At 59.5% G+C, this 22,371-nt stretch carries 19 protein-coding genes and 3 tRNA genes; 12 read left to right on the forward strand and 10 right to left on the reverse strand.

Annotation, left to right across the window (positions count from 1 at the left end; translation table 11 throughout):
• Positions 1-50: 50 nt before the first annotated feature.
• Positions 51-572 carry a diaminobutyrate acetyltransferase gene (gene ectA, locus G547_RS0118795; RefSeq protein ID WP_027331148.1) on the reverse strand — a complete coding sequence of 174 codons (522 nt, stop codon included), beginning with the start codon at positions 570-572 and terminating at the stop codon, positions 51-53.
• Positions 573-862: 290 nt separating this feature from the next.
• Here ectA and G547_RS0118800 point away from each other — a divergent pair, with 290 nt between their 5' ends.
• From G547_RS0118800 to G547_RS0118815, 4 genes are all read left to right on the forward strand, one after another.
• Entirely contained in the window at positions 863-1,357 is a 495-nt protein-coding gene (locus tag G547_RS0118800; RefSeq protein ID WP_036189647.1) for a MarR family winged helix-turn-helix transcriptional regulator, read from the forward strand.
• A 141-nt stretch (positions 1,358-1,498) separates the two neighbouring features.
• Positions 1,499-2,068 (forward strand): CDP-diacylglycerol--glycerol-3-phosphate 3-phosphatidyltransferase, encoded by a 570-nt coding sequence (pgsA, locus tag G547_RS0118805; protein ID WP_027331150.1) that lies wholly within the window; start codon positions 1,499-1,501, stop codon positions 2,066-2,068.
• Positions 2,069-2,160: 92 nt separating this feature from the next.
• Positions 2,161-2,234 (forward strand) — tRNA-Cys (locus G547_RS0118810).
• Between the two features lie 181 nt (positions 2,235-2,415).
• Positions 2,416-2,502 (forward strand) — tRNA-Leu (locus G547_RS0118815).
• A gap of 128 nt (positions 2,503-2,630) precedes the next feature.
• On the opposite strand, the gene uvrC is transcribed toward G547_RS0118815, so the two are convergent.
• From uvrC to uvrB, 4 genes are all read right to left on the reverse strand, one after another.
• Entirely contained in the window at positions 2,631-4,463 is a 1,833-nt protein-coding gene (gene uvrC, locus G547_RS0118820; protein WP_027331151.1) for an excinuclease ABC subunit UvrC, read from the reverse strand.
• Positions 4,464-4,596: 133 nt separating this feature from the next.
• Complete coding sequence (locus G547_RS0118825) at positions 4,597-5,250, reverse strand: response regulator (RefSeq protein ID WP_027331152.1); 654 nt, start codon at positions 5,248-5,250, stop codon at positions 4,597-4,599.
• A gap of 170 nt (positions 5,251-5,420) precedes the next feature.
• Positions 5,421-6,068 carry an alpha-ketoglutarate-dependent dioxygenase AlkB family protein gene (locus tag G547_RS0118830; protein WP_027331153.1) on the reverse strand — a complete coding sequence of 216 codons (648 nt, stop codon included), beginning with the start codon at positions 6,066-6,068 and terminating at the stop codon, positions 5,421-5,423.
• Positions 6,069-8,072 (reverse strand): excinuclease ABC subunit UvrB, encoded by a 2,004-nt coding sequence (gene uvrB, locus G547_RS0118835; RefSeq protein ID WP_027331154.1) that lies wholly within the window; start codon positions 8,070-8,072, stop codon positions 6,069-6,071.
• Between the two features lie 139 nt (positions 8,073-8,211).
• On the opposite strand from uvrB, the gene G547_RS22320 reads away from it, so the two are divergent.
• Together G547_RS22320 and G547_RS0118845 are read left to right on the forward strand one after the other, a co-directional pair.
• Positions 8,212-9,057, forward strand: a complete 846-nt coding sequence (locus tag G547_RS22320; protein ID WP_051235729.1) for a fructosamine kinase family protein — start codon at positions 8,212-8,214, stop codon at positions 9,055-9,057.
• A 65-nt stretch (positions 9,058-9,122) separates the two neighbouring features.
• The gene (locus G547_RS0118845; RefSeq protein ID WP_027331155.1) at positions 9,123-10,508 is read left to right on the forward strand and encodes a class II fumarate hydratase; all 1,386 of its coding nucleotides are present in this window, start codon (positions 9,123-9,125) and stop codon (positions 10,506-10,508) included.
• Between the two features lie 111 nt (positions 10,509-10,619).
• Here G547_RS0118845 and G547_RS0118850 read toward each other — a convergent pair whose 3' ends face one another.
• Positions 10,620-11,507, reverse strand: coding sequence for a LysR family transcriptional regulator (locus G547_RS0118850; protein ID WP_245573515.1), 888 nt, complete (start codon positions 11,505-11,507; stop codon positions 10,620-10,622).
• A gap of 124 nt (positions 11,508-11,631) precedes the next feature.
• Here G547_RS0118850 and G547_RS0118855 point away from each other — a divergent pair, with 124 nt between their 5' ends.
• Together G547_RS0118855 and G547_RS0118860 are read left to right on the forward strand one after the other, a co-directional pair.
• Positions 11,632-12,237 carry an FMN-dependent NADH-azoreductase gene (locus tag G547_RS0118855; protein WP_027331157.1) on the forward strand — a complete coding sequence of 202 codons (606 nt, stop codon included), beginning with the start codon at positions 11,632-11,634 and terminating at the stop codon, positions 12,235-12,237.
• 30 nt (positions 12,238-12,267) lie between these two features.
• Positions 12,268-13,119 carry a pirin family protein gene (locus G547_RS0118860; protein ID WP_027331158.1) on the forward strand — a complete coding sequence of 284 codons (852 nt, stop codon included), beginning with the start codon at positions 12,268-12,270 and terminating at the stop codon, positions 13,117-13,119.
• A gap of 386 nt (positions 13,120-13,505) precedes the next feature.
• Here G547_RS0118860 and G547_RS0118865 read toward each other — a convergent pair whose 3' ends face one another.
• Positions 13,506-13,898 carry a hypothetical protein gene (locus G547_RS0118865; protein WP_027331159.1) on the reverse strand — a complete coding sequence of 131 codons (393 nt, stop codon included), beginning with the start codon at positions 13,896-13,898 and terminating at the stop codon, positions 13,506-13,508.
• 179 nt (positions 13,899-14,077) lie between these two features.
• Here G547_RS0118865 and G547_RS0118870 point away from each other — a divergent pair, with 179 nt between their 5' ends.
• The gene (locus tag G547_RS0118870) at positions 14,078-15,907 is read left to right on the forward strand and encodes an ABC transporter ATP-binding protein (RefSeq protein ID WP_027331160.1); all 1,830 of its coding nucleotides are present in this window, start codon (positions 14,078-14,080) and stop codon (positions 15,905-15,907) included.
• 205 nt (positions 15,908-16,112) lie between these two features.
• Here G547_RS0118870 and G547_RS0118875 read toward each other — a convergent pair whose 3' ends face one another.
• Together G547_RS0118875 and G547_RS0118880 are read right to left on the reverse strand one after the other, a co-directional pair.
• A complete protein-coding gene (locus G547_RS0118875) occupies positions 16,113-16,361 on the reverse strand; it encodes a hypothetical protein (RefSeq protein WP_036189379.1) in 249 nt (82 codons plus the stop codon).
• A 10-nt stretch (positions 16,362-16,371) separates the two neighbouring features.
• On the reverse strand, positions 16,372-16,812 hold the full coding sequence (locus G547_RS0118880; RefSeq protein ID WP_027331162.1) for a hypothetical protein: 441 nt from the start codon (positions 16,810-16,812) through the stop codon (positions 16,372-16,374).
• Between the two features lie 241 nt (positions 16,813-17,053).
• Between G547_RS0118880 and G547_RS0118885 the strand changes: the two genes are divergently transcribed.
• Positions 17,054-17,130, forward strand: a tRNA-Val gene (locus G547_RS0118885).
• 239 nt (positions 17,131-17,369) lie between these two features.
• Here G547_RS0118885 and rmf read toward each other — a convergent pair.
• On the reverse strand, positions 17,370-17,585 hold the full coding sequence (gene rmf, locus G547_RS23245; protein ID WP_084646226.1) for a ribosome modulation factor: 216 nt from the start codon (positions 17,583-17,585) through the stop codon (positions 17,370-17,372).
• Between the two features lie 290 nt (positions 17,586-17,875).
• Between rmf and rlmKL the strand changes: the two genes are divergently transcribed.
• Together rlmKL and G547_RS0118905 are read left to right on the forward strand one after the other, a co-directional pair.
• A complete protein-coding gene (gene rlmKL, locus G547_RS0118900; RefSeq protein WP_027331165.1) occupies positions 17,876-20,068 on the forward strand; it encodes a bifunctional 23S rRNA (guanine(2069)-N(7))-methyltransferase RlmK/23S rRNA (guanine(2445)-N(2))-methyltransferase RlmL in 2,193 nt (730 codons plus the stop codon).
• Between the two features lie 280 nt (positions 20,069-20,348).
• Positions 20,349-22,268, forward strand: coding sequence for a polysaccharide biosynthesis protein (locus G547_RS0118905; protein ID WP_027331166.1), 1,920 nt, complete (start codon positions 20,349-20,351; stop codon positions 22,266-22,268).
• The last annotated feature ends 103 nt before the right edge of the window (positions 22,269-22,371 follow it).

Consider the following 22,371-nt stretch of genomic DNA (forward strand, 5'->3'; position numbering starts at 1 on the left):
GTGTGTCCGGGCGAATCGGTCCGCCCTCGTTTCATTATTTCGGCAGCTCGTTACACCGTTGTGGCGCGCTCCGAGTGGAACGGACCAATCACCAGCAAGTGTTCGTCATCATGCTCTCCGCCAAAGTGGACCTTGCTCTGGAAGAACACTTCGCTGTCCAGCGTGGTATCCAGATCCCGGGCCAGGCTGCGGAACAGCGCCCAGGAGGCCTCGTTGTCGGGCGTGATCGTGGTTTCGATGTACCGCACTTCTGCACAGGCCTCGCGCGCCAACAGGTGCTTGAGCATGCGTTTTGCCAGGCCCTTGCCCCGCGCCGCCTCGGCGATCACAACCTGCCAGACAAACAGGGTATCCGGCTTGTTGGGAATGACGTAGCCGGAGACAAAACCCACCAGCTCATCACCATCGAACACCGCCACGGCGGTGTCAGCAAAGTGAGAGCACTGGAGGAGATTGCAGTAAATGGAGTTGGGGTCAAGAGGCGGGCTGGCTTCTACCAGTTTGTTCAGCAGATATCCCACATCGGCCGTGGGACGGCGAAAATCCAGATTGTCGTCGGGTTTGTCGGTCATCGTCTGATCCTTCCCAGCGTGAATAGACTTTATAGGGTATGACTGCAAACCGTGGAAAATTCAAGGTTTGCCTCCCCAAATTGCTCGATTTCTTCAGCAAAACGCTCTCGAAGTCGCCCGTACCCCGGCGCCAGCAAATTAATTAGAGAACTAAAGAAAAATGTATAGTACACTAAGCGAAATGATGAGTCCACCCGATCCTCGGAGGAACCGGCATGACCAAAGACGAACCGCATCTGCCCCACGGACTGGCCTCGCGGGCCGAACATAACCTGAGCGCACTCAAAACCATGAGCACCTCGGACAAAATCGAGGAAGTGCTGGTGGCCCTGCGCCGGGTAATCCGGGCGACTGATCTGCACTCCAAGAAGCTCGTCAAGACCGCCAGCGTCACCGGCCCCCAGCTGCTGTTGCTGCAGATCGTCAACGCCAAGGGCGACATGACCATCAGTGACCTGGCGCGCGATATGAGCCTGAGCCAGGCCACGGTCACTACCATCCTCGACCGGTTGCAAAAACGCGAGTTGGTTGAGCGGGTGCGCTCGGACACCGACAAGCGTAAGGTTCACCCGCGCCTGACCGACCACGGCCGAAAAATTCTCTCCACCGCCCCGACCGCCCTACAGGACAATTTTGTGCGCCGCTTCCGCGAATTGGATGAATGGGAACAGGGCATGATCATCGCCGCATTGCAGCGCGTCGCTGAAATGATGGATGCCAAAGACATTGACGCCTCTCCCTTCCTGGACGTGGGCGCCCTGGACCGGGCCATCCCCTCGGGCTGACTCGCCGCGCCGAACCGGCCCCGGCTGGCTGCGGCGCTCTCCTCCCCCCTTCCTTTATTGATTGCCTACAGCGGGCTGGCCAGTGTGCGTCTGCGGCTGTATGATTCGCCCAACGTAGCGAACCAGAGACCGATTCACCCCATGACCCTGGCAAACCAACTGACCCTGATCCGCATTGTTCTGATTCCGCTGTTTGTGGTGGTCTTTTACTTGCCGTTCGCTTGGGCCCATTTCGTCTCGGCGCTGATTTTCAGTGTCGCTGCCATCACCGACTGGGCCGACGGCTATGTCGCCCGCAAGTACGATCAGAGCACCCCCTTCGGTGCCTTTCTGGACCCGGTGGCCGACAAACTGATGGTGGTGATCGCGCTGGTGCTCTTGGTTGAGCTGCACAACAGCCCCTGGTTCACCGCCCCGGCCATTGTGATTGTGGGCCGCGAGATCGTCATCTCCGCCCTGCGGGAATGGATGGCCGAGCTGGGCCAACGGGCCAGTGTCGCGGTGTCCTACATCGGCAAGATCAAAACCACCCTACAGATGACCGCCCTGATCGTCCTGCTGGCCGACCTGCCCTTCGCCTTTTTCGAGTGGGTGGGCTACATCACCCTCTACAGCGCGGCACTGCTGACCCTATGGTCCATGATCCTGTACCTCAAAGCCGCCGCCCCTTTCATGAAGACCTCGGCCGAGCCGTCGTCTGACGTTGACTGAAAAGCGAGCAATTTCAAGAATTTGCGGATAAGTCTCGGAAACCCCTAGGATTTTTTTTCCGATTCCTTTAGAATTCCGCCCTCTTCACGCAAGGCGCGATAGCAAAGCGGTTATGCCCCGGATTGCAAATCCGGTTAGGCCGGTTCGACTCCGGCTCGCGCCTCCAATTTTCCTTTCTGCGCAACAGCCTCACCCAGTTATAGCCCGGGTGGTGAAATTGGTAGACGACGTACAGGATGTACTAGTGCCGTGGAGGACAGGATGTCCGGGAACGGCCACAGAAGGCAGTGCGAAGCACTGCTAAAGCGTGGGGCTCTGCCATCACGCCCCAGGTACTCCCTCCCTATGCCGGGATGGTGAAATTGGTAGACACACAAGACTTAAAATCTTGGGACCGAAAGGTCGTGCGGGTTCAAGTCCCGCTCCCGGCACCATATTTCAGCTCTTTTTGGTAGGTGGCGCTGCGCTTACCTACCCTACGCGGTTAGCGGCCTCGACGTTTTTTGTAGGGTTGGTAAGCGAAGCGCCACCTACCAAAATAACTCGTCCGCCCACCATGCCCCTACCCATCATGAAAATGCCCGTAAATCTCTTCCGCTAACCGTTTACTGATGCCCGGCACCTTGGCGATATCCGCCGCGCTCGCCTTCTGCACCTCCTGCAAACCCCCGAAATGGCGCAACAACTCCCGGCGCCGACCGGCACCGATACCCGGCACACCCTCCAGACTCGACGTGCGGCGCTTCTTATCCCGGCGCTGGCGGTGGCCGGTAATCGCAAAGCGGTGAGCCTCATCGCGAATATGCTGCAGGAGATGCAACGCCGGAGAATCACTGGACATCACAATCTCATCCCCGGTCTCGGCCCAGAACAGCGTTTCAAACCCCGCCTTGCGCGTCGTGCCCTTGGCCACACCCAGCAGCGGCACGTTATTCACACCCAGCTCGGCCAACACCGCATGAGCCGTGCTCAACTGCCCCTTGCCGCCATCAATGATCAAAATATCCGGCAGCTTACCCTCGCCTTTCTGCAACCGGGTATAGCGGCGCTGCAGGGCCTGCTCCATCGCAGCGTAATCGTCCCCGGGGGTAATGCCGTCTATATTGAAGCGGCGGTAATCAGACTTCAGTGGGCCATTGGTATCGAACACCACACACGACGCCTGAGTCAGCTCGCCGCTGCTGTGGCTGATATCAAAACACTCGAGCCGCTGGGGCATCTCATCCAGCCCCAGGGCATCCTGCAGTGCCAGAAACCGGTCCATGCTGTTTTTGCGGCTGTTCACCCGGCTGGTCAGGTTCTGCTGGGCCGCCGTCACAGCCATCTGCACCCACTGGGAGCGATGAGTGCGCACCTTATCGGTCACCACCACCTGCCGGCCCGACGCTTCCCGCAGCGCCTGCGATAATAGCTCGGCGTCCTCCATCGGATGACTGGTGACAATCTCCCGGGGAATTTCCCGGCCTTCGCTCGCCAGGTAAAACTGGGGCAGAAACTCCCCCAACACCTCGGTTTCGGAATCCGCCAGGTTCGCCTGAGGGTAAAAACTCCGACTGCCCAGAATGCGCCCTTGCCGGACAAACAGCACATGAACGCAGATCAACCCGGCCTGAAGCACAGCGGCCACCACATCCAGGTCGCCCCGCCCCTCCTCGATCAGGTTCTGAGACTGAATGGAGCGCAGCGCAGTAATCTGATCCCGCAGCGCGGCCGCCCGCTCAAACTCCAGCGACAGGGAAGCGGTTTCCATCTGGTCCGCCAACTCTTTCATCAGGGCATCGCTCTGGCCCGTTAGAAACATTTTGGTGTGGCGAACATCTTCGGCGTAATCGTCCGGGCTGATGTAATCGACGCAGGGCGCCGTGCAGCGTTTGATCTGGTACTGGAGACAGGGCCGGGAGCGGTTCCGGAACACACTGTCTTCACACTGGCGTACCTGAAAGGTTTTCTGCAGAAAATTCAGGCTGTCCCGCACCGCACCGACATTGGGGTAAGGCCCGAAGTAATCGCCCCGCTTTTTCTTGGAGCCACGGTGAAAACTGATTCGCGGAAAGGTCTCTCCACTGGAGAGAAAAATATAGGGATAGGACTTATCGTCCCGCAACAGAATATTGTACGGCGGGCGGTGTGACTTGATCAGATTCTGCTCAAGAATCAGCGCCTCGGTTTCCGTGGACGTGACCGTGACGTCCACCTGCTGAATTTTCGCGACCAGGGCGTGGGTTTTGGGCGAGAGCCCGGTCGGGCGAAAGTAACTCGCCAGGCGTTTTTTCAGGTTTTTGGCTTTCCCCACATACAACAGCTCCCCCTCGGCGTCGTACATCTGGTAGATGCCGGGCTGCTGAGTGGTGTTGGAGAGAAAGCGTTTATGGTCAAAAACTTCTGGCGTGGTCATGGGTGGGGAGGATAACAGATTGGGAGTTGCGTCGGAGGGGGTTTGTTAGGTGGCGCTCCGCTTACCTAACCTACGTTTTTTGCCGACCGCGTAGGTCAGGTAAGCGCAAGCGCCACCTGACAAATAACTCCCCTTAAACCACCGCCTCCGGATCCAGGAAATTATGCTTCACCGCCAACAAGGTCAACTCCACATCACTGTTGATATCGAGCTTCTCGAAGATCCGGTACCGGTAACTGTTCACGGTCTTGGGGCTGACGCAGAAAATATCGGCGATGTCCTGCACTTTCTGGCCATTGGCAATCAGCATGGCCGTCTGCAACTCCCGCTGGGACAAACGCTCAAACGGAGAGGTTTTCTCCCCATCACCGGAGAAGTTCTTCAGGGCCAGTTGCTGGGCAATGCTGTTGCTCATGTAGAGATCACCGCGAATGACTTTGCGGATGGCGTCGGTGATCTCGGTAAACTCCGCCCCTTTGGTGACATAACCGACGGCGCCGGCCTGCATCAGACGGGTGGGATAAAGACTGTCATCGCAGGCGGTTACCGCGATGATTTTAACGTCGGGATTCACCTGGCGCAGCTTACGGGTGGCTTCCAGCCCCCCCATACCGGGCATTTTAACGTCCATAAGGACCACGTCCGGCAGTAGCTCCCGGGCTTTGGAGACAGCCTCCTCGCCACTTTTGGCGTCGCCCACCACTTCGAAGCCGGCCACATCCGCGAGCATACGGACAATACCCATACGCACCAGATCGTGGTCGTCCACTACTAAAATTTTAGTCAACTTTGCCCCCAAATACTGCGTTGCCTGACGATCGGTTGTTGTTATGAACGCCTTGCCTGAAAACGTCTGGTCGGTTCCTGCCACTGGCGGTCAGTGGCAAAACTGGGGCGTGGAGGAACCGGTCACACGCCCGATCCCTCTGAGACTGCAAATCGTTTACATCCGTTACATTATAAACCCGAAGGGCCTGTCTCGAACACCGTTCGAAAAGTCAGATTGATTCTGGGCCCAACGGCACGAGCGGTTTTCGCCAATTCGTGCTCCCAGTGATGCTGGGTAGCCCCGGCCATAACAAGAAGTGAGCCATCGGGCAGGTCCAGACGCACCGACGGTAGATCCTTTCGGGTTTTGTGGCGAAGCGCAAAGCGCCGCTCGGCACCGAGACTGATGGACGCTATCACCGGGTTTCGCCCCAGCTCGGGCTCATCGTCACTGTGCCAGGCCACGCTGTCTCGGCCACTTCTGTAAAGATTGGCCAAGACGCTGTTAAAGGTCAAGCCCTGTCTGACCTCCAGCGCTTGTTTTAACGTTAACAACGTCCGGCTCCAGGGTCGAGGGTCGAATCTGACGCCAGAGTACCGATACCGATGACCGGCATCACCGTACCAGACATCCAGCCTGGGCACGGGAAGTCGACGGCCGTGCATCTGAATATGCGTCTGTTGCCACGCCAGCTCTTGCTCCAACTGGTAAAATAACGCCCGACTCTCCTCGCCTGATAACCAATGGCGATAGAGGCGTACATCACCATCGTCTCGAATCAGCACTTCCGGCTCATCGGTTGCCTGTTCATCGAACAAAGACGGTTGGTTGCCCATTTACGCAACCCGATGCTTCAGCTTTTCGATCTGATCCCGCAGGCGAGCGGCCTCCTCGAACTCCAGGTCCTTCGCGGCCTGGTACATGGCCTGCTCGAGCTTGGCCACGGCTTTCAAGACGTCGCCCTCCTGCTCGACTTCGTATTTTGCTTTTTTCTCGGCCACCGAGGCCTTGCGCTGCCCCCGCAAGCCGGAGCCCGGCACGGGGCCGGCCTCCATGATGTCGGCCACGCTCTTGCGAATGCCAATGGGGGTGATGCCGTGCTCTTCGTTGTGAGCCATCTGTTTGGCGCGGCGGCGCTCGGTCTCATCAATGGCCCGCTGCATGGAGCCGGTTACCCGGTCCCCGTACAGAATCGCCTTGCCGTGCAGGTTGCGGGCGGCCCGGCCAATGGTCTGAATCAGGGAGCGCTCCGAGCGCAGGAAGCCCTCTTTGTCCGCGTCCAGAATCGCCACCAGGGACACCTCGGGCATATCCAGCCCCTCCCGCAGCAGGTTGATGCCGACCAGCACATCGAACTCACCCAAGCGCAGGTCGCGAATGATCTCTACCCGCTCCACGGTATCGATGTCGGAATGCAGGTAGCGCACCCGCACCCCGTGCTCGGCGAGGTACTCGGTCAGATCTTCCGCCATGCGTTTGGTGAGCACGGTCAGCAGAATGCGTTCGTCGCGCTCAACCCGCAGCCGGATTTCCGACAAAGCGTCGTCCACCTGAGTGGAAGCCGGTCGAACCTCCAGCTCCGGATCCACCAGGCCGGTGGGGCGAACCACCTGCTCCAGGGTCTGGCCGGCGTGTTCGGCTTCATAAGGTCCCGGCGTGGCGGAGACGAAAATCATCTGGGGCGCCAGCCGCTCCCACTCTTCAAAGCGCAGCGGCCGGTTATCCAGTGCCGACGGCAGACGGAAGCCGTATTCCACCAGGGTTTCTTTGCGCGAGCGATCGCCTTTGTACATGGCTCCTATCTGGGGAATGGTCGCGTGAGACTCATCGACAATCAGCAGCGCTTCGGCGGGTAAATAGTCGAATAGGGTCGGCGGCGCCATGCCCGGGTCGCGCCCCGACAGGTAGCGGGAATAGTTCTCCACGCCGTTGCAGTAACCCAGCTCCTGCATCATCTCCACATCATAACGAGTGCGCTGTTCCAGGCGCTGGGCTTCCACCAGTTTGTTGTTATCCCGAAGCTGCTTGAGGCGTTCGTCCAGCTCTTCCTTGATCTGATCAATGGCTTCCAGTACCCGGCTACGGGGCGTGACATAATGGGACTTGGGATAAATGGTCGCCCGCGCCACTTTGCCCCGCATTTCCCCGGTGAGCGGATCGAAAATGGAGAGCTGCTCCACCTCATCGTCAAACAATTCCACGCGGATGGCCTCGTACTCCGAGTCCGCTGGGAAAATATCGATCACATCGCCGCGCACCCGATAGGTGCCACGCTGGAAGTCCATATCGTTGCGGGTGTACTGCAGCTCCGCCAGCCGCCGCAGAATATGGCGCTGGTCCACCTGATCCCCGCGCACAAGGTGCAACAACATTTTCAGGTAGGAGTCCGGGTCGCCCAGACCGTAGATCGCCGACACGGTGGCAACCACAATGGCATCCTTGCGCTCCATCAGCGCCTTGGTAGCCGAGAGCCGCATCTGTTCGATATGCTCGTTCACCGAGGCGTCTTTCTCGATAAAGGTATCGGACGACGGCACATAGGCCTCGGGCTGGTAGTAATCGTAGTAAGAGACGAAGTACTCCACCGCGTTATTGGGGAAAAAGTCCTTGAACTCCCCGTAAAGCTGGGCGGCGAGCGTCTTGTTGTGTGCCATAATCAACGTAGGCCGCTGGCACTCGGCAATGACGTTGGCCATGGTGAAGGTCTTACCGGAACCGGTCACCCCGAGCAGGGTCTGGTGCGCCAGACCGGCGTCGATGCCTTTAACCAGGCCCGCGATCGCCTTGGGCTGGTCGCCCGCGGGTTGATAATCGCTCTGTACCACAAACTTCTTGGACATGGAGACGCCTTTTGATCGGTGACAGGAAAGAGGGCGAGCCCGCGATTGTAACGCCTGGGAAACCGCGACGGTACCGGACACTTACACCGATTTACACAGACACACGAATTCGCTCACTGATACGGCAGATAACCCCGCTATGGATGACATCAGGCATTGGCTGCAGAACGACCTGAACACTGACATCGCCCGCTTTGAGCGGCTCTCGGGCGGCGATATTTGCGACACCACCCGTCTGATCACCACCGATGGGCGGGAGCTGTGCGTCAAACAGCAGGACTCCGCCCCCAGAGACTTTTTCATCGCGGAGGCGACGGGGCTCGCCGCCCTTCGCGACACCGACACTCTGCGGGTACCGGAGGTGTACGAGGCTCAGGAGCACTTTATCGCCATGGAGTACATCGCCCCGGCACGCCGGGCGAACGACTACTGGCAACGGTTGGGTGAGGGCCTGGCCCGAATGCACCAGCTGCCGGCGCCCACCTTCGGTTTCAGCATTGATAACTACTGCGGTCGCACGCCCCAACCCAACCCCGAAACCCCGAGCGGTCACGAGTTCTTTGCCGAACACCGGCTGATGTATCAGGGCCGCCTGGCCCACGAACAGGGGCACCTGGACAGCCGTGAACTCGATGCCCTGGAGCGGCTGTGTACCCGCCTGCCGACGCTCCTTCCCGAGCAGCCACCAGCGCTGATACACGGCGACCTCTGGGGCGGCAATATTCACGGCGACGAGCAAGGCCACCCGGTACTGATTGACCCCGCCACCCACTGGGGCTGGGCGGAAGCGGAAATCGCCATGACGCGCCTGTTCGGCGGCTTCGCCCCCGAGTTCTACGAGCACTATCTGGCAGTGAATCCGCTGGAGCCCGGGTGGCGGGATCGTACCTCACTGTACAACCTGTACCACCTGCTCAACCACTTGAACCTCTTTGGTAGCAGCTACTACCCTCAGGTAATTCAGGTGGTTACCCAATACTCTTAACGTTATTTCTTTAAAGTGAAGTCTATTCATTCAGCGGCGATGCCGCCGTCAGAAGGAGAGTCAGCATGAGCGATTATCGGACTGAGCGCGACAGCATGGGGGAGGTTCGCGTCCCCGCCGACGCCCTGTATGGCGCCCAGACCCAACGCGCCGTGAACAACTTCCACATCAGCGGCACCACCCTGCCCCCGGCGTTCGTTCACGCCATCGCCCACATCAAGAAAGCCGCTGCCCAAGCCAACGCAGGGCTGGGCCTGCTGGAGCAACCCATCGCCAAGGCGATTATCGAGGCCTGCGACGACGTCGCCAAGGGCCGGTATGACAACCAATTCCCGGTGGATGTCTTTCAAACCGGCTCCGGCACCAGCACCAATATGAACGTCAACGAGGTGGTGGCCCACCTGGCCAGCGAGCGCTCCGGGCAAACCGTGGGCGCCAATGACCACGTCAATATGAGCCAGAGCAGCAATGATGTGATCCCCACCGCGATTCAATTGAGCGCCGGTCTCGCGCTGAACAACCATCTGCTGCCGGAGCTGAAGTTCCTTCACACCACCCTGGTTAACCGGGCCCGGGAGCTCGACTCGGTGGTAAAAACCGGCCGCACCCATCTCATGGACGCCATGCCCGTTACCCTCGGGCAGGAACTCAGCGGCTGGGCCGGCCAGGTGGCCGCCTGTGAGGCCCGCCTCTACCAGGCCTTGGACCAGCTGTGCACCCTCCCCCAGGGAGGCACAGCGGTCGGCACCGGCGTCAACGCCCACCCGGACTTCGCCCCCCTGTTCGCCCGCCAACTGAGCGAGAACGTCGGACTGGTCTGTTCAGCCGCGGACAACTTCTTCGCACTGCAGAGCAGCCAGGATGTCGCCGTCGCCACCTCCGGGCAGCTCAAAACCCTGGCGGTTGCGCTGATGAAAATATCCAACGACCTGCGCTGGATGAACTCAGGCCCCCTGGCGGGGCTGGGTGAGATCGAGCTCGAAGCCCTGCAGCCGGGCTCCTCAATCATGCCCGGCAAGGTCAACCCGGTGATTCCCGAGGCCGTCGCCATGGCCTGCGCCCAGGTAATGGGCAATGACACCACCATTACCGTGGCCGGCCAATCCGGCAACTTTGAGCTGAACGTCATGTTGCCACTGGTCGCCCACAACCTGTTGTCCAGCATCAAGCTGATGGCGAACTCCAGTGAGGTGCTGGCCGAACGCGCGATCGCCACCTTCACGGTGCGGGAAGACAACCTCCAACAGGCCCTGGCCCGCAACCCGGTGTTAGTCACCGCCCTCAACCCCATCATCGGCTACAACAAAGCCGCCGCCATCGCCAAGAAGGCCTATGCCGACGGGCGCCCCATCATTGATGTGGCCGACGAAGAGACGGACATAGGGCGGGAAGAGCTGGAGCGGTTGTTGAATCCGGAGAAGTTGACGCGGGGTGGCTTGCCCGGCGAGTAGGCGAGCATTGCGCAACCCAATTTGCCAGGTGGCGCTACCGCTTACCTAGCCTACGCAATAGTCGAAACCGTAGGTCAGGTAAGCGCAAGCGCCACCTGACAATATGCCTCCCTACATCCGCGGCAACTGCAACTTCAACACCTCCGCCAGATGCCGCGTCGCGGGCCCCGCCAACTCCCGGTCCGCAAATATCAGATACAGGGCATGCACCCGCTCACTTTCCGTTTCCATGGGAATCAGCTTCAACCGCCCCGCTTCCAGGTCTTCCTTTAAATACGACTCCGGCAACCAGGCGTAACTGAGCCCCAGACGAATCGCCTGCAGTGACGTGCGGATATGGCTGACCGTCAAACGCTGCTCCGCCTCCTGCCAACCCTCGCTGTAACGCCGATGTATCCCAGAATCCCGGACGATCGACTGGCGGTAATGGCGCAGGTCGTCATAGCTGACGGGACGCCCCAAGTGCTGTAGCGGGTGATCCGGGCTGGTAACGCCACGAAACGTCACCGACATCAGGTACTCACCGTTAAAACCCGCCGGTACCCGCCCGGCAATGGCCAGGTCCACATCGTGCTGTACCAACGCGTCTTCCGTACCGCTCATGACCGACTCGTACAGCTCCACCCGGGTATCCGGAAACTCGCGCGCAAAAGAAGCGATACAGGCCAACACCTGCTCCGGGGGCACGATAATGTCCCCCGCCAGGGCCACCAGAGGCTCGACTTTGGCCGACAGCTGAGTGGCGGCGTTTTCCAGGCTCTCGGCCTCCATCAGCAAATGCCGGGCGCGCCGGTGCATCACGTCCCCCGCCGCCGTCGGCACCGCCCGGCGCCCCTGAAGCTCAAACACCGCAACCCCCAGTGCCGTCTCCAGCTGGCTGATGGCATAGGACACGGCAGATTGGCTCTTGCCCAGGCGCTCCGCGGCCTTGGCGTAGCCGCCCTCATCAATTACCGCCAAAAAAGCACGCCACTGATCAAGACTCACTTTGGGTTCCACAGACACTCCCCATCCAATACATCAAATAATTTGATCAAACTGCGCTAAATATCGCTATTTATCATTCGCTCGTCAAATCATTTAATAGAGCCATACACAGCAAACACTCCCAAGGAGATGCGACATGGCTACCCTACTTCAGATCAACAGCAGTCTGTCCGGCGACAACGGGCACTCCACCAGCCTCAGCAACCAGTTCGTGAAGCGCTGGCAAGAACACAACCCCGACGGCAAAGTGATCGTTCGGGACCTGGCCCGCCACCCGATTCCGCATCTGGATGCCGAGCGCCTGCATGCCTTCATCACCCCGGAGAACAAACGCTCCGCGACCCAGCAGGAGATTGTGGCGTACTCGGACCAACTGATTGCTGAACTGCGCCGCGCCGACGTGGTGGTATTCGGTGTGCCCATGTACAACTTCGGCGTACCCTCCACCCTGAAGGCGTACTTTGACCACATCGCCCGTTCCGGCGAAACGTTCAAATACACGTCAAGCGGCCCGGAAGGCCTGCTGGAAGATCGTCCGGTCTACATCTTCGCGGCCCGCGGTGGCATCTACCAGGGCACCGAAGCAGATTCCCAGACCGGCTACCTGAATACCTTTCTGGCGTTTTTGGGGCTGACCAACACCCGCTTCATCTACGCCGAAGGACTCAACATGGGCGACGACAACCAGAAGAAAGCGCTGGATGCGGCTCAGGAAACCATTACCGAACTGGCGGCCGCATAAGGCGGCCCCATTGAAGCCTAGGAGGTGTTTATGCAACGCCAACTGCTCAGAATCATCCCCGCCCTCGGCACCAGCGATGGAGCCGGTGTTCGCATCCGGCGCAGCCTGGGGCAAAGCCAACAGGCCCGGTTTGATCCGTTCCTGATGCTCGACGAGTTCAACTCCGAGAGCTCGGACGATTACATCGGCGGCTTCCCCTCGCACCCGCACCGGGGTTTCGAGACCGTGACCTACATGCTCGAAGGCCACATGCTGCACGAAGACCACATGGGCAACCAGGGCAACCTGCGAAGCGGTGACGTCCAATGGATGACCGCCGGTCGCGGCATCATCCACTCGGAAATGCCGCAACAGGAAGAGGGCCGGATGCATGGCTTTCAGATGTGGCTGAACCTGCCGGCGGCGGAGAAAATGAAGCCCGCTCAGTACCGGGACATCCCGGCCAGCGACATTCCGTCAGTAGCGTTGGAAAACGGCGGCACAGTGAAAGTGATTGCGGGGCAAGTCGAGGTCGACGGCAAAACTGTAGTAGGTCCCATTCAGGGGCTGAGCACCGAGCCGCGTTATTGGGATGTGCAGCTACCGGCCGGCGCCGCCTTTGAACAGCCTATTGCCAAGGGTCTGAATGCCTTCCTGTATGTATTCGAAGGCGACCTGACCGTGGGCGACCCCGCCCGCAAGGTGGAAAACGGCACCGCCGGATTGCTCGGCGATGGCGAGCAACTGACTCTTCGCGCCGGTGACAATGGCGCACGGGTGTTGGTCTTGGCCGGCAAGCCGATCAAAGAACCCATCGCGCAATACGGGCCCTTTGTGATGAATACCTCGGATGAGATTGAAGAGGCGATCAACGATTACCGGGCCGGGAAGTTGGCGGGGTAATGGTAAGCAAAGATTGGTAGGTGGCGCTTCGCTTACCAACCCTACGCATCGCCCAACCGCGGTTGACGCACCCAATGCATTGCCCAACCGCGGTTGACGCACCCCGTGCATTACCCGACCGCGGTTGACGCACCCCGTGCATTACCCAACCGCGGTTGACGCGCCCCATGCATTACCCAACCCCGGTTGACGCACCCCATGCATTACCCGACCGCGGTTGACGCACCCCATGCATTACCCGACCGCGGTTGACGCACCCCGTGCATTACCCAACCGCGGTTGACGCACCCCGTGCATTACCCAACCGCGGTTGACGCACCCAATGCGTTGCCCAACCATGTAGGGTTGGTAAGGCGTCAGCCGCCACCTACCAATAAACTCCGCGGTTACCGCCCCATCCGCAACGCAATCGCTGTTACCAACGCCCACACCCAATTAAACAGAATCACCAACAACGGCGTCAGGGTTCCCAACTCCAACCCCGCCACGCCGTAAGGCGTTTTATACGGAAACACCAAAAACAACTGAATCATCGTCGGGAACAGACTGAGCACAAACGTCTGCGCCCACAGGCGGTTATTCAATACCGGCAGCAAAAACAGAAAGCCCCACAAGCCGCCCCACACAATCCGCGGGTAAAGCCAGTCGGCCGAGAGCCCCGGCGCGATGCTCACCCCGAGGGATTGGCTGATGCCGTAAAACCCGAACAGCCAGACCACCAGGCTGTTACCCAAACCGCCGAGCGAACCGGCGCCGAATACCGTTAACAGTTTTCTCATCAAGCGTCCTCGTCAAAATACATTTTGGTAGGTGGCGGCTGACGCCTTACCTACCCTACGCGTTATCAGACCGCGTAGGGTACGGTAAGCGAAGCGCACCTACCAATAAAGCCCGTTGGCCCCGCGACACCAAAACGCTGTACACTACGCGCCCCATTCCCCAGTTGTAAAAACCCCCTATGTTCGCTTTTTTCGAAAGCCTGCTCAAACCTTTTCCGGTTGAAGAGCCGCAACAACCCCCCAAAAGCCTGGTGTCGTTCTGCCGCCACTATACCAAAGGCGCCATCCCCTTTCTGCTCGCCATGGCCGTCATGGCGGCGATGATTGCCGTGATGGAAGTGGCCCTGTTCCAGTTCCTGGGGCTGGTGGTGGACTGGCTCGGCCAATACGACCCGGGCACCCTGTGGGCAGAGCGCGGCACTGAACTGACGCTGATGGCCATCGTCGTGCTCTTTGCGATTCCGGTCACCGTCTTTCTGCACTCGACGTTGATCCACCAGACCCTGCTGGGCAACTACCCCATGATCATCCGCTGGCAGGCGCACCGCTACTTGCTGGGCCAGAGCGTGGCATTCTTCCAGGACGAATTCGCCGGGCGCATCGCCACCAAAGTCATGCAAACCTCCCTGGCGGTGCGGGAAACCGTCATGAAAATGCTGGATATCACCGTCTATGTATTGGTGTACTTCACCAGCATGCTGGCGCTGCTCGGCACCCTCGACCTGCGGCTGATGATTCCCCTGGGCGTGTGGTTTGTGGCCTACGCGGGCCTGCTGCGCTTCTTCCTGCCCCGGCTCTCCGCCGTTGCCACCCGCCAGGCCCACGCCCGGGCGGACATGACCGGCCGCATTGTCGATACCTACACCAATATCGCCACGGTAAAGCTTTTTTCCCATTCGCGCCGTGAATCCGACTACGCGCGCGACGGCATGGAGCGCTTCCTTTATACCGTCTACCCGCAGATGCGCCTGGCCACCTTGCTCAACAGCGGCGTCTGGGGCATCAACGCCCTGCTGATTTTCAGCACCGGCGCCCTGTCCATCTGGCTCTGGCAGGCCAACGCCATTTCCGTCGGCGCCATCGCCGCTGCCATGGGGTTGATCCTGCGCCTGAACGGCATGTCACAGTGGATCATGTGGGAAGTCTCCACCCTGTTTGAAAACATCGGCACCGCCAAAGACGGCATCAATACCCTGTCCCACCCCCGCCATGTGGGGGACAAACCCGACGCCCCGGTCATGAACGTCAGCGCCGGCGAAATCGACTTTGATCGGGTGACCTTCCACTACCACAAAGGCGAAGGCGTACTGGAAGACTTCTCTCTCGCCATCAAGCCCGGCGAGAAAATTGGTCTGGTCGGTCGCTCGGGCGCTGGCAAGTCCACCCTGGTGAACCTGCTCCTGCGTTTTTACGACATCGACAAAGGCGAGATCCGCATCGACGGGCAGGACATTTCCGCCGTTCAGCAGGAAACCCTGCGGGCCTCCATCGGCATGATCACCCAGGACACCGCCCTGCTCCACCGCTCCGTGCGAGACAACCTGCTCTACGGCAAACCCGGTGCCACCGAAGAACAGATGATCGAAGCTGCCAAACAGGCCGAAGCTCACGAGTTCATTCTGGGGCTGAGCGATGCCGAGGGCCGAACCGGCTACGACGCCCACGTGGGCGAGCGCGGGGTCAAACTCTCCGGCGGACAGCGCCAACGGATCGCCATTGCGCGGGTGCTGCTAAAAGACGCGCCCATCCTGATTATGGACGAAGCCACCTCAGCCCTGGATTCGGAAGTGGAAAGTATTATTCAGTCCAACCTGAGCCGGTTGATGGAAGGCAAAACCGTGATCGCCATCGCCCACCGCCTGTCCACCATCGCCGCTCTGGACCGGTTGATCGTGTTGGATGAAGGCAAAATTGTGGAGCAGGGAACGCATTCACAGTTGATCGCCGAGGGTGGCTTATATGCGCAACTGTGGTCGCATCAGTCCGGGGGATTTTTGGGGGAGGAGTAAGCAGGCTTTGTTGGTAGGTGCGCCTTAGGCTTACCAACCCTACGCGCTGCCCCGAACGCTGAAAAACGTGGGCGAGGTGAATGATCGAGCCAAGGTCTAACGCTAGGGCTTTATGGTAGGTGCGCTTCGCTTACCGTACCCTACGCGGTCGGGTCGTGTGTAGGGTTGGTAAGCCTAAGGCGCACCTACCAAAAAAAGCTCAAAATCACTTCCGAAAATAATGATCCCAAATCAACATCGACAGCCCCACAAAAAACCCCACATGAGCCACCATCGCCCCACAGGCGAACAGCAGCCCAAGCCCCACCGGGTTACCACCCTCGGGCCCAAACGCCACATAGGCGATAAACGGTAACGAGGTCGCAAACACCACCACCAGACTGTAGGCAATGATCTTCAGCCCGCGGGAGGCATCGCTGGCCCAGATGGCGGCAATGGGGTTTTTCAGTTTCATGTTGACGGTATTACAGGGCAGCCAGCGTTGTGGGCTGATTGTCGATCAGCGCCCGGGCCTGTTCGACCGACTGCAGGCTGCGCACGCGCAGGTCGCTGGTTTTCAGGTCGACCGGGGTGTCCAGCTCGTTTTGCAGCACCTGCTCCAGAGCTTCCTGGTCGACAGTGCCGTCTTCACGGGCGACGCGGTCCATTTGCTCTTCCGTCAGCTGGGCGCTGCCACCGGGCAGGTAGATGGTGCCGTTGGAGAAGTCCACCGCAAAGGCGATGACCCCGGGGACGAAGAAGAACAACAGGCCGATCGCATCCAGCGCCACAATCGCCGGGTCAAGCTGACCACCGGTCTGGCCCTTGCGTTCGGGATAAAGCACCGTGCCACAGGCGGTGGTTTGCAGAATCAGGCCCGCACACAGACCAGTGGCGATGGCTTTGCTCAAACGGTTGATACGCATGGAGTTCTCCTCTTTGAGTACGAATGTTAGGAAGACTATAGCATAGGTACCAAGTTCCATCCCCTCGGCTATGGTGGCCCGTGGCAATGGCGGATGCGCTTGACGCTTATCCGCCCTACGGAGAGCACGGCAGGTCGCGTAGGGCGGCATAAGCGAAGCGCATCCGCCAACCCGCATCCGCCACTAAAAAAAGGGTTTGCAAAAAATCATAGTTTTGGTAAAGTTCGCGCCTCAACGAAATAGGACTATAGCTCAGTTGGTTAGAGCGCTACCTTGACATGGTAGAGGTCCCCAGTTCGAGTCTGGGTAGTCCTACCAAATACCGAAAAACGGCTTGAGCGATTGCGCCCAAGCCGTTTTTTTTATGGTAGACAAGCACCGCTCCCGCACATCCTGTGCTCCGCGGCATACGCCCCCCAAGGATGGGGGAAGTGCTGGAGATGCAGGAGCAATTTTCAGTAAGTGCATCCCTGCACAAAAAAGTGCCCACCTTTTTACGGGTGGGCAAGTTTGAGGAGATGTTGGCCAAGAAAAATGGTTATCGTCAAAAGGCCCGTCTAGGGATGATGGTTGAGGTTGCTCAATTTTTGAACTTGAGCGGCCATGTTGTAACCATCCCATTGGTCCGTGCGTGCTTCGCGCCAGCCGGAAAGCCATTCCTGGCGGGCATTCCCTGTCTCATGGGGGCACAGGCTCCGGGAGCGTCCCGAAATACCGGCTTGATAGCCCTTGCCGAATGCGCGAGCTGATTGGTTACGCTTTTGACGTTTCATATTTGATGCACCTCTATGTAGCCGTTAATCTTGCGAGACCGGCCACCCGGGTGGGTGCCGCCGGTCTAAGGGAAAACGCATCGCCGGGCCTGCGGGCCCTGAAGCCAATGCGTGGGGAGGTACTGCTAACTCCTCATCTGGATCGGCGCGGTCGTGCGGGATACCAGAGAGGCGAGCCCTCAGTACAGCAAAAAACTCCCCTGGCTGTGAACGATTCTTTTTTTATAGCCAGCTACCCTTATATGGCACATTGCTCTATTAACGCGTTTGACAAATAGGCCCTCCTGACCATGACTGCACCGCTTCCACTGTTCGCCACCTGCCCAAAAGGCCTGGAAGGCCTGCTCTATCAGGAGCTGGAGGCACTCGGGGCCGAGGACCTCAAAGAAACCGTCGCTGGCGTCGCTTTCTCCGGTGACATCGCCCTCGCCTACCGCACCTGCCTCTGGTCCCGCCTCGCCAACAAAATCCTGCTGCCGCTGGCCGATTTCCCGGTCGGGGACCAGAACAGCCTCTACAACGGCGCCAGAAGCATCCCCTGGGAAGAGCACCTCGGGCCCCAGAGCACCCTGGTGGTGGACTTTCTGGGCTCCAGCGGCGCCATCCGTAACACCCAATTCGGCGCCCTCAAAATCAAAGACGCCATCGTCGACCGCCTGCGGGACATCACCGGCGAGCGCCCCTCCGTCAGCAAACAACAGCCGGACCTGCGCATCAACGCCCGTCTGAACAAAGGCCGGGTCACCATCAGCCTGGACCTCTCCGGAGAGAGCCTGCACCGACGCGGCTATCGCACCAAGCAAGGCACCGCCCCCATGAAGGAAAACCTCGCCGCGGGTATCCTGATCCGGGCCGGCTGGCCTGAAATCGCCGCGCGGGGTGGCGCCTTGATCGACCCCATGTGTGGCTCCGGCACCCTACTGGTGGAAGCGGCCATGATCGCCGCCGACATTGCCCCCGGCTTGGGGCGGGCCCGCTTTGGGTTCGAACACTGGCTGAGCCACCGCAATGACGTCTGGCTGGAACTGCGGCAGGAAGCCATCGAGCGCAAACGCGCCGGCCTGGCCCGCCCCCAACCGGAAGTGCGCGGCTACGACGCCAACCTCTCGGTTATTCGTGCCGCCGAAGACAACATCATTCAGGCCGAGCTGGACGACTGGCTACGCGTCAGCCGCAAGGAACTGGCAACTCTGAAACAGCCCACCCACAAAACGCTGGAACCAGGCCTGGTGATCACCAACCCGCCCTATGGCGAGCGTCTGGGCGATGTCGAATCCCTCAAGCTGCTCTACCAGCACCTGGGAGAACGCCTGAAAACCGAATTCCCGGGCTGGAAAGCCGGCATATTCACCGGCAACCCTGAACTGGGCAAGCAGATGGGCCTGCGCGCCGAAAAGCGCTACAAGCTGTTCAACGGCCCCCTACCGACGGACCTGCTGCTGTTCACCGTCGAGGAAAGCGCCTACGTCAACGCCGCCCCCAAGCCCCTCGCCCACGAACCGGAACCGGGCCAGGCCCTGAGCCAGGGCGCCCAGATGCTCGCCAACCGCCTGCAAAAGAACCTGAAACAGCTGGGAAAATGGGCGAAAAAGCAGAATATTCACTGTTACCGTCTGTACGACGCGGACATGCCCGAATACAGCGCCGCAGTGGACCTGTACCACACGGACCAGGGCGAGCGGTACGCCCACGTGCAGGAATACGCCGCCCCCAAATCCGTGGATGAAGCCCGGGCCGAGCAGCGGTTTGCCGAAATCAAAGCCGCCGTGCCCCACGCCCTGGGCATTGCGCCCGAACACGTCAGCTACAAGCAGCGCCGGCGCCACAGTCACCAGGAAGGCAGCCAGTACGAGCGCCTGAGCGCGCGCCCTGAGGGCGAACTGCTGACTGTGACCGAAGGCCAGGCTCGCCTGCAGATCAACCTCTGGCAGTACCTGGACACGGGTCTCTTTCTCGATCATCGGCCTGTGCGCCTGAAAATCGCCGAAATGGCCACCAACAAGCGCTTTCTCAACCTGTTCTGCTACACCGCCACCGCCAGCGTTCACGCCGCCCTGGCCGGCGCGCGTTTTACCCTGAGCGTGGATATGTCCCCCACCTACCTCAAGTGGGCGCGCAACAACCTCGCCATGAACGGCCTGAGCGACACCAAGCACCGGCTCGAAGAAGCGGACTGCATGGCATGGCTCAAAACCAACAACCAGGAATTCGACCTGATCCTGCTGGACCCGCCCAGCTTCTCAAACTCGAAAAAAATGCCGGGCGTGCTGGATATTCAGCGGGATCATGTGGTCCTCATCAAAGACGCCATGAAAGCGTTGGCGAAGGGAGGAACGTTGATTTTTTCCACCAACTTGCGGAGTTTTTCGTTGGATCGGGACGCCTTGGCGGAATATCAGTTGGAAGACATCACCGCGCAGACGATTGATAAGGATTTCCAGCGCAACCCAAAAATCCACCAGTGTTGGTTGGTGCGGCGTTAGACAGAATTGGTAGGTGGCAGTTCTGGTAGGTGGCGGCTGACGCCTTACCAACCCTACGCGTAATTGGTTTTCTGGTGTAGGGTTGGTAAGCGAAGCGCCACCTACCAAAAAACCCGACGCCCCTAACGGCGCCGAAATTGCTTTTACAATTTCCCAACAAAAAATCGTAAGGTTTTCGTAACAATTGGCCGCTATCTAAGCTATACTTCGCCAGTTAATGCCCCACGAAGGAGCACACACGGCCAGGGGCACGATTCGGTCATTAAGGAGTTTGAGGTATATGCTGGAAGCCCTGTTTGAGTCCTCCCGGACCACCAAACGCATTATCTCCCTAGTTTACGACACCATCGCCATTGTTTCGGCCTTCTATATGGCCGCGTTTCTCCGTCTTGGCACTTTCCAGTCCCAGTTTCTCGACAAAGACATTACCGTCATCGCCATTACCCTGGTGGTGAGCCTCGCGGTATTTATCCGCATGGGCATGTACCGGGCCATTCTTCGCTATATGAGCACGCCGGCCATGCTGACCATCGTTGGCTGCGTTTTCATCTCAGCGCTGGTGCTGGCGACCGCCAGCTTCCTCACCAACTCCAAGCTACCCCGCTCCATACCGTTCATCTACCTGACCATCGCCCTGCTCCTGATCGGCGCCCCGCGCCTGATGGTCCGCAGCGTCATCATGATGCTCAGCCGCCGTAGCGTGGACTGCAAAGAACCGGTTATCGTCTACGGCGCCGGCTACACCGGCCACCAATTGACCCTGGCCCTGCAGGGCTCCCAGTACAAGCCCGTCGCTTTCGTGGACGATAATCCGGCTCTGTCTGGAACCGTGATCGCCAATATCAAGGTTTACAGCCCCACAATGATTGAGGCGCTGATTCGGACCCATCGGGCCAGCAAAGTCCTGCTGGCACTGGGCAGCACGCCCAACTCCCGCCGGGCGCAGGTGATCAAGCGACTCGAGTCATTGGCCATCTCGGTCCAGACGGTGCCTGCCATTCCCGATATTCTCAGTGGCAAGGCACGTATCGAGCACATCCGGGACGTGGAAATTGAAGACCTTCTGGGTCGCGACCCCGTCACCTCCCAACCGGAACTCATGAACGCCTGCATTACCGACAAAGTCGTCATGGTCACCGGCGCCGGCGGCTCGATCGGCAGCGAACTCTGTCGCCAGATCATTCAGCACCGGCCGCGAGCCATCGTCCTGTTCGAGCTGAACGAGTTCAGCCTCTACCAGATCGAGCGCGAACTGATGGACACCCCATCCTATCGGGAAAACCATATCAACCTGTACAGCATCCTGGGCTCCGTCCAGAAAGAGCACCGGGTTGAGACCATCATGCGCAGTTTCGGCGTTCAGACCGTGTATCACGCCGCTGCCTACAAGCATGTACCGCTGGTGGAGCACAATATTGTAGAGGGCGTGCGCAACAACGTGTACGGCACTTGGTATGCCGCCGAAGCCGCTATCCGCGCCGGTGTGGAGTCCTTCGTGCTGGTATCCACAGACAAGGCGGTACGCCCAACCAACATCATGGGCGCCTCCAAGCGCCTGGCCGAACTGGTGCTTCAGGGCCTGGCCAAACGCCAGAGCAACACCATCTTCAGCATGGTCCGGTTCGGCAACGTGCTGGGCTCCTCCGGCTCGGTTGTGCCCCTGTTCCGGGAACAGATCAAAAACGGCGGCCCGGTCACCGTCACCCATCCGGAAATGGTCCGCTACTTCATGACCATTCCGGAAGCGGCGAAGCTCGTGATTCAGGCTGGCGCCATCGGCACCGGTGGCGACGTGTTTGTGCTGGATATGGGCGAGCCGGTGAAAATCGTGGACCTGGCGACCCGGATGATTCACCTCTCGGGCCTGGAAGTGAAAGACGACGACCGCCCCAACGGCGACATCTCGGTCGAATTCACCGGCCTGCGCCCCGGCGAGAAACTCTATGAGGAACTGCTGATCGGCAGCAACGTCGCCGGCACCCAGCACCCGGGCATTTTGCGCGCCGAAGAGCATCACCTGAGCTGGGAAGAAACCAAAAACCTGCTGGATGAACTGGACGTAGCCTGCCACTCCTACCAGTGCGACCGCGTCAAACAGCTCCTGGTGGAAGCCCCCACCGATTACAAAGCCAGCATGTTGATCACCGACGCCGTCTGGCGGCAGAAGCAGAATACCGGGAAGCTACGGGTGGTGAATTAGGCTAATGGTAGGTGGCGCTTCGCTTACCAACCCTACGCTCTAGCCAAAACACGTAGGGTTGGTAAGGCGTCAGCCGCCACCTACCAGAAGCACCACCGACCAA

The sequence above is a fragment of the Marinimicrobium agarilyticum DSM 16975 genome (assembly GCF_000423345.1).
In the GTDB taxonomy this organism is placed as follows: domain Bacteria; phylum Pseudomonadota; class Gammaproteobacteria; order Pseudomonadales; family Cellvibrionaceae; genus Marinimicrobium; species Marinimicrobium agarilyticum.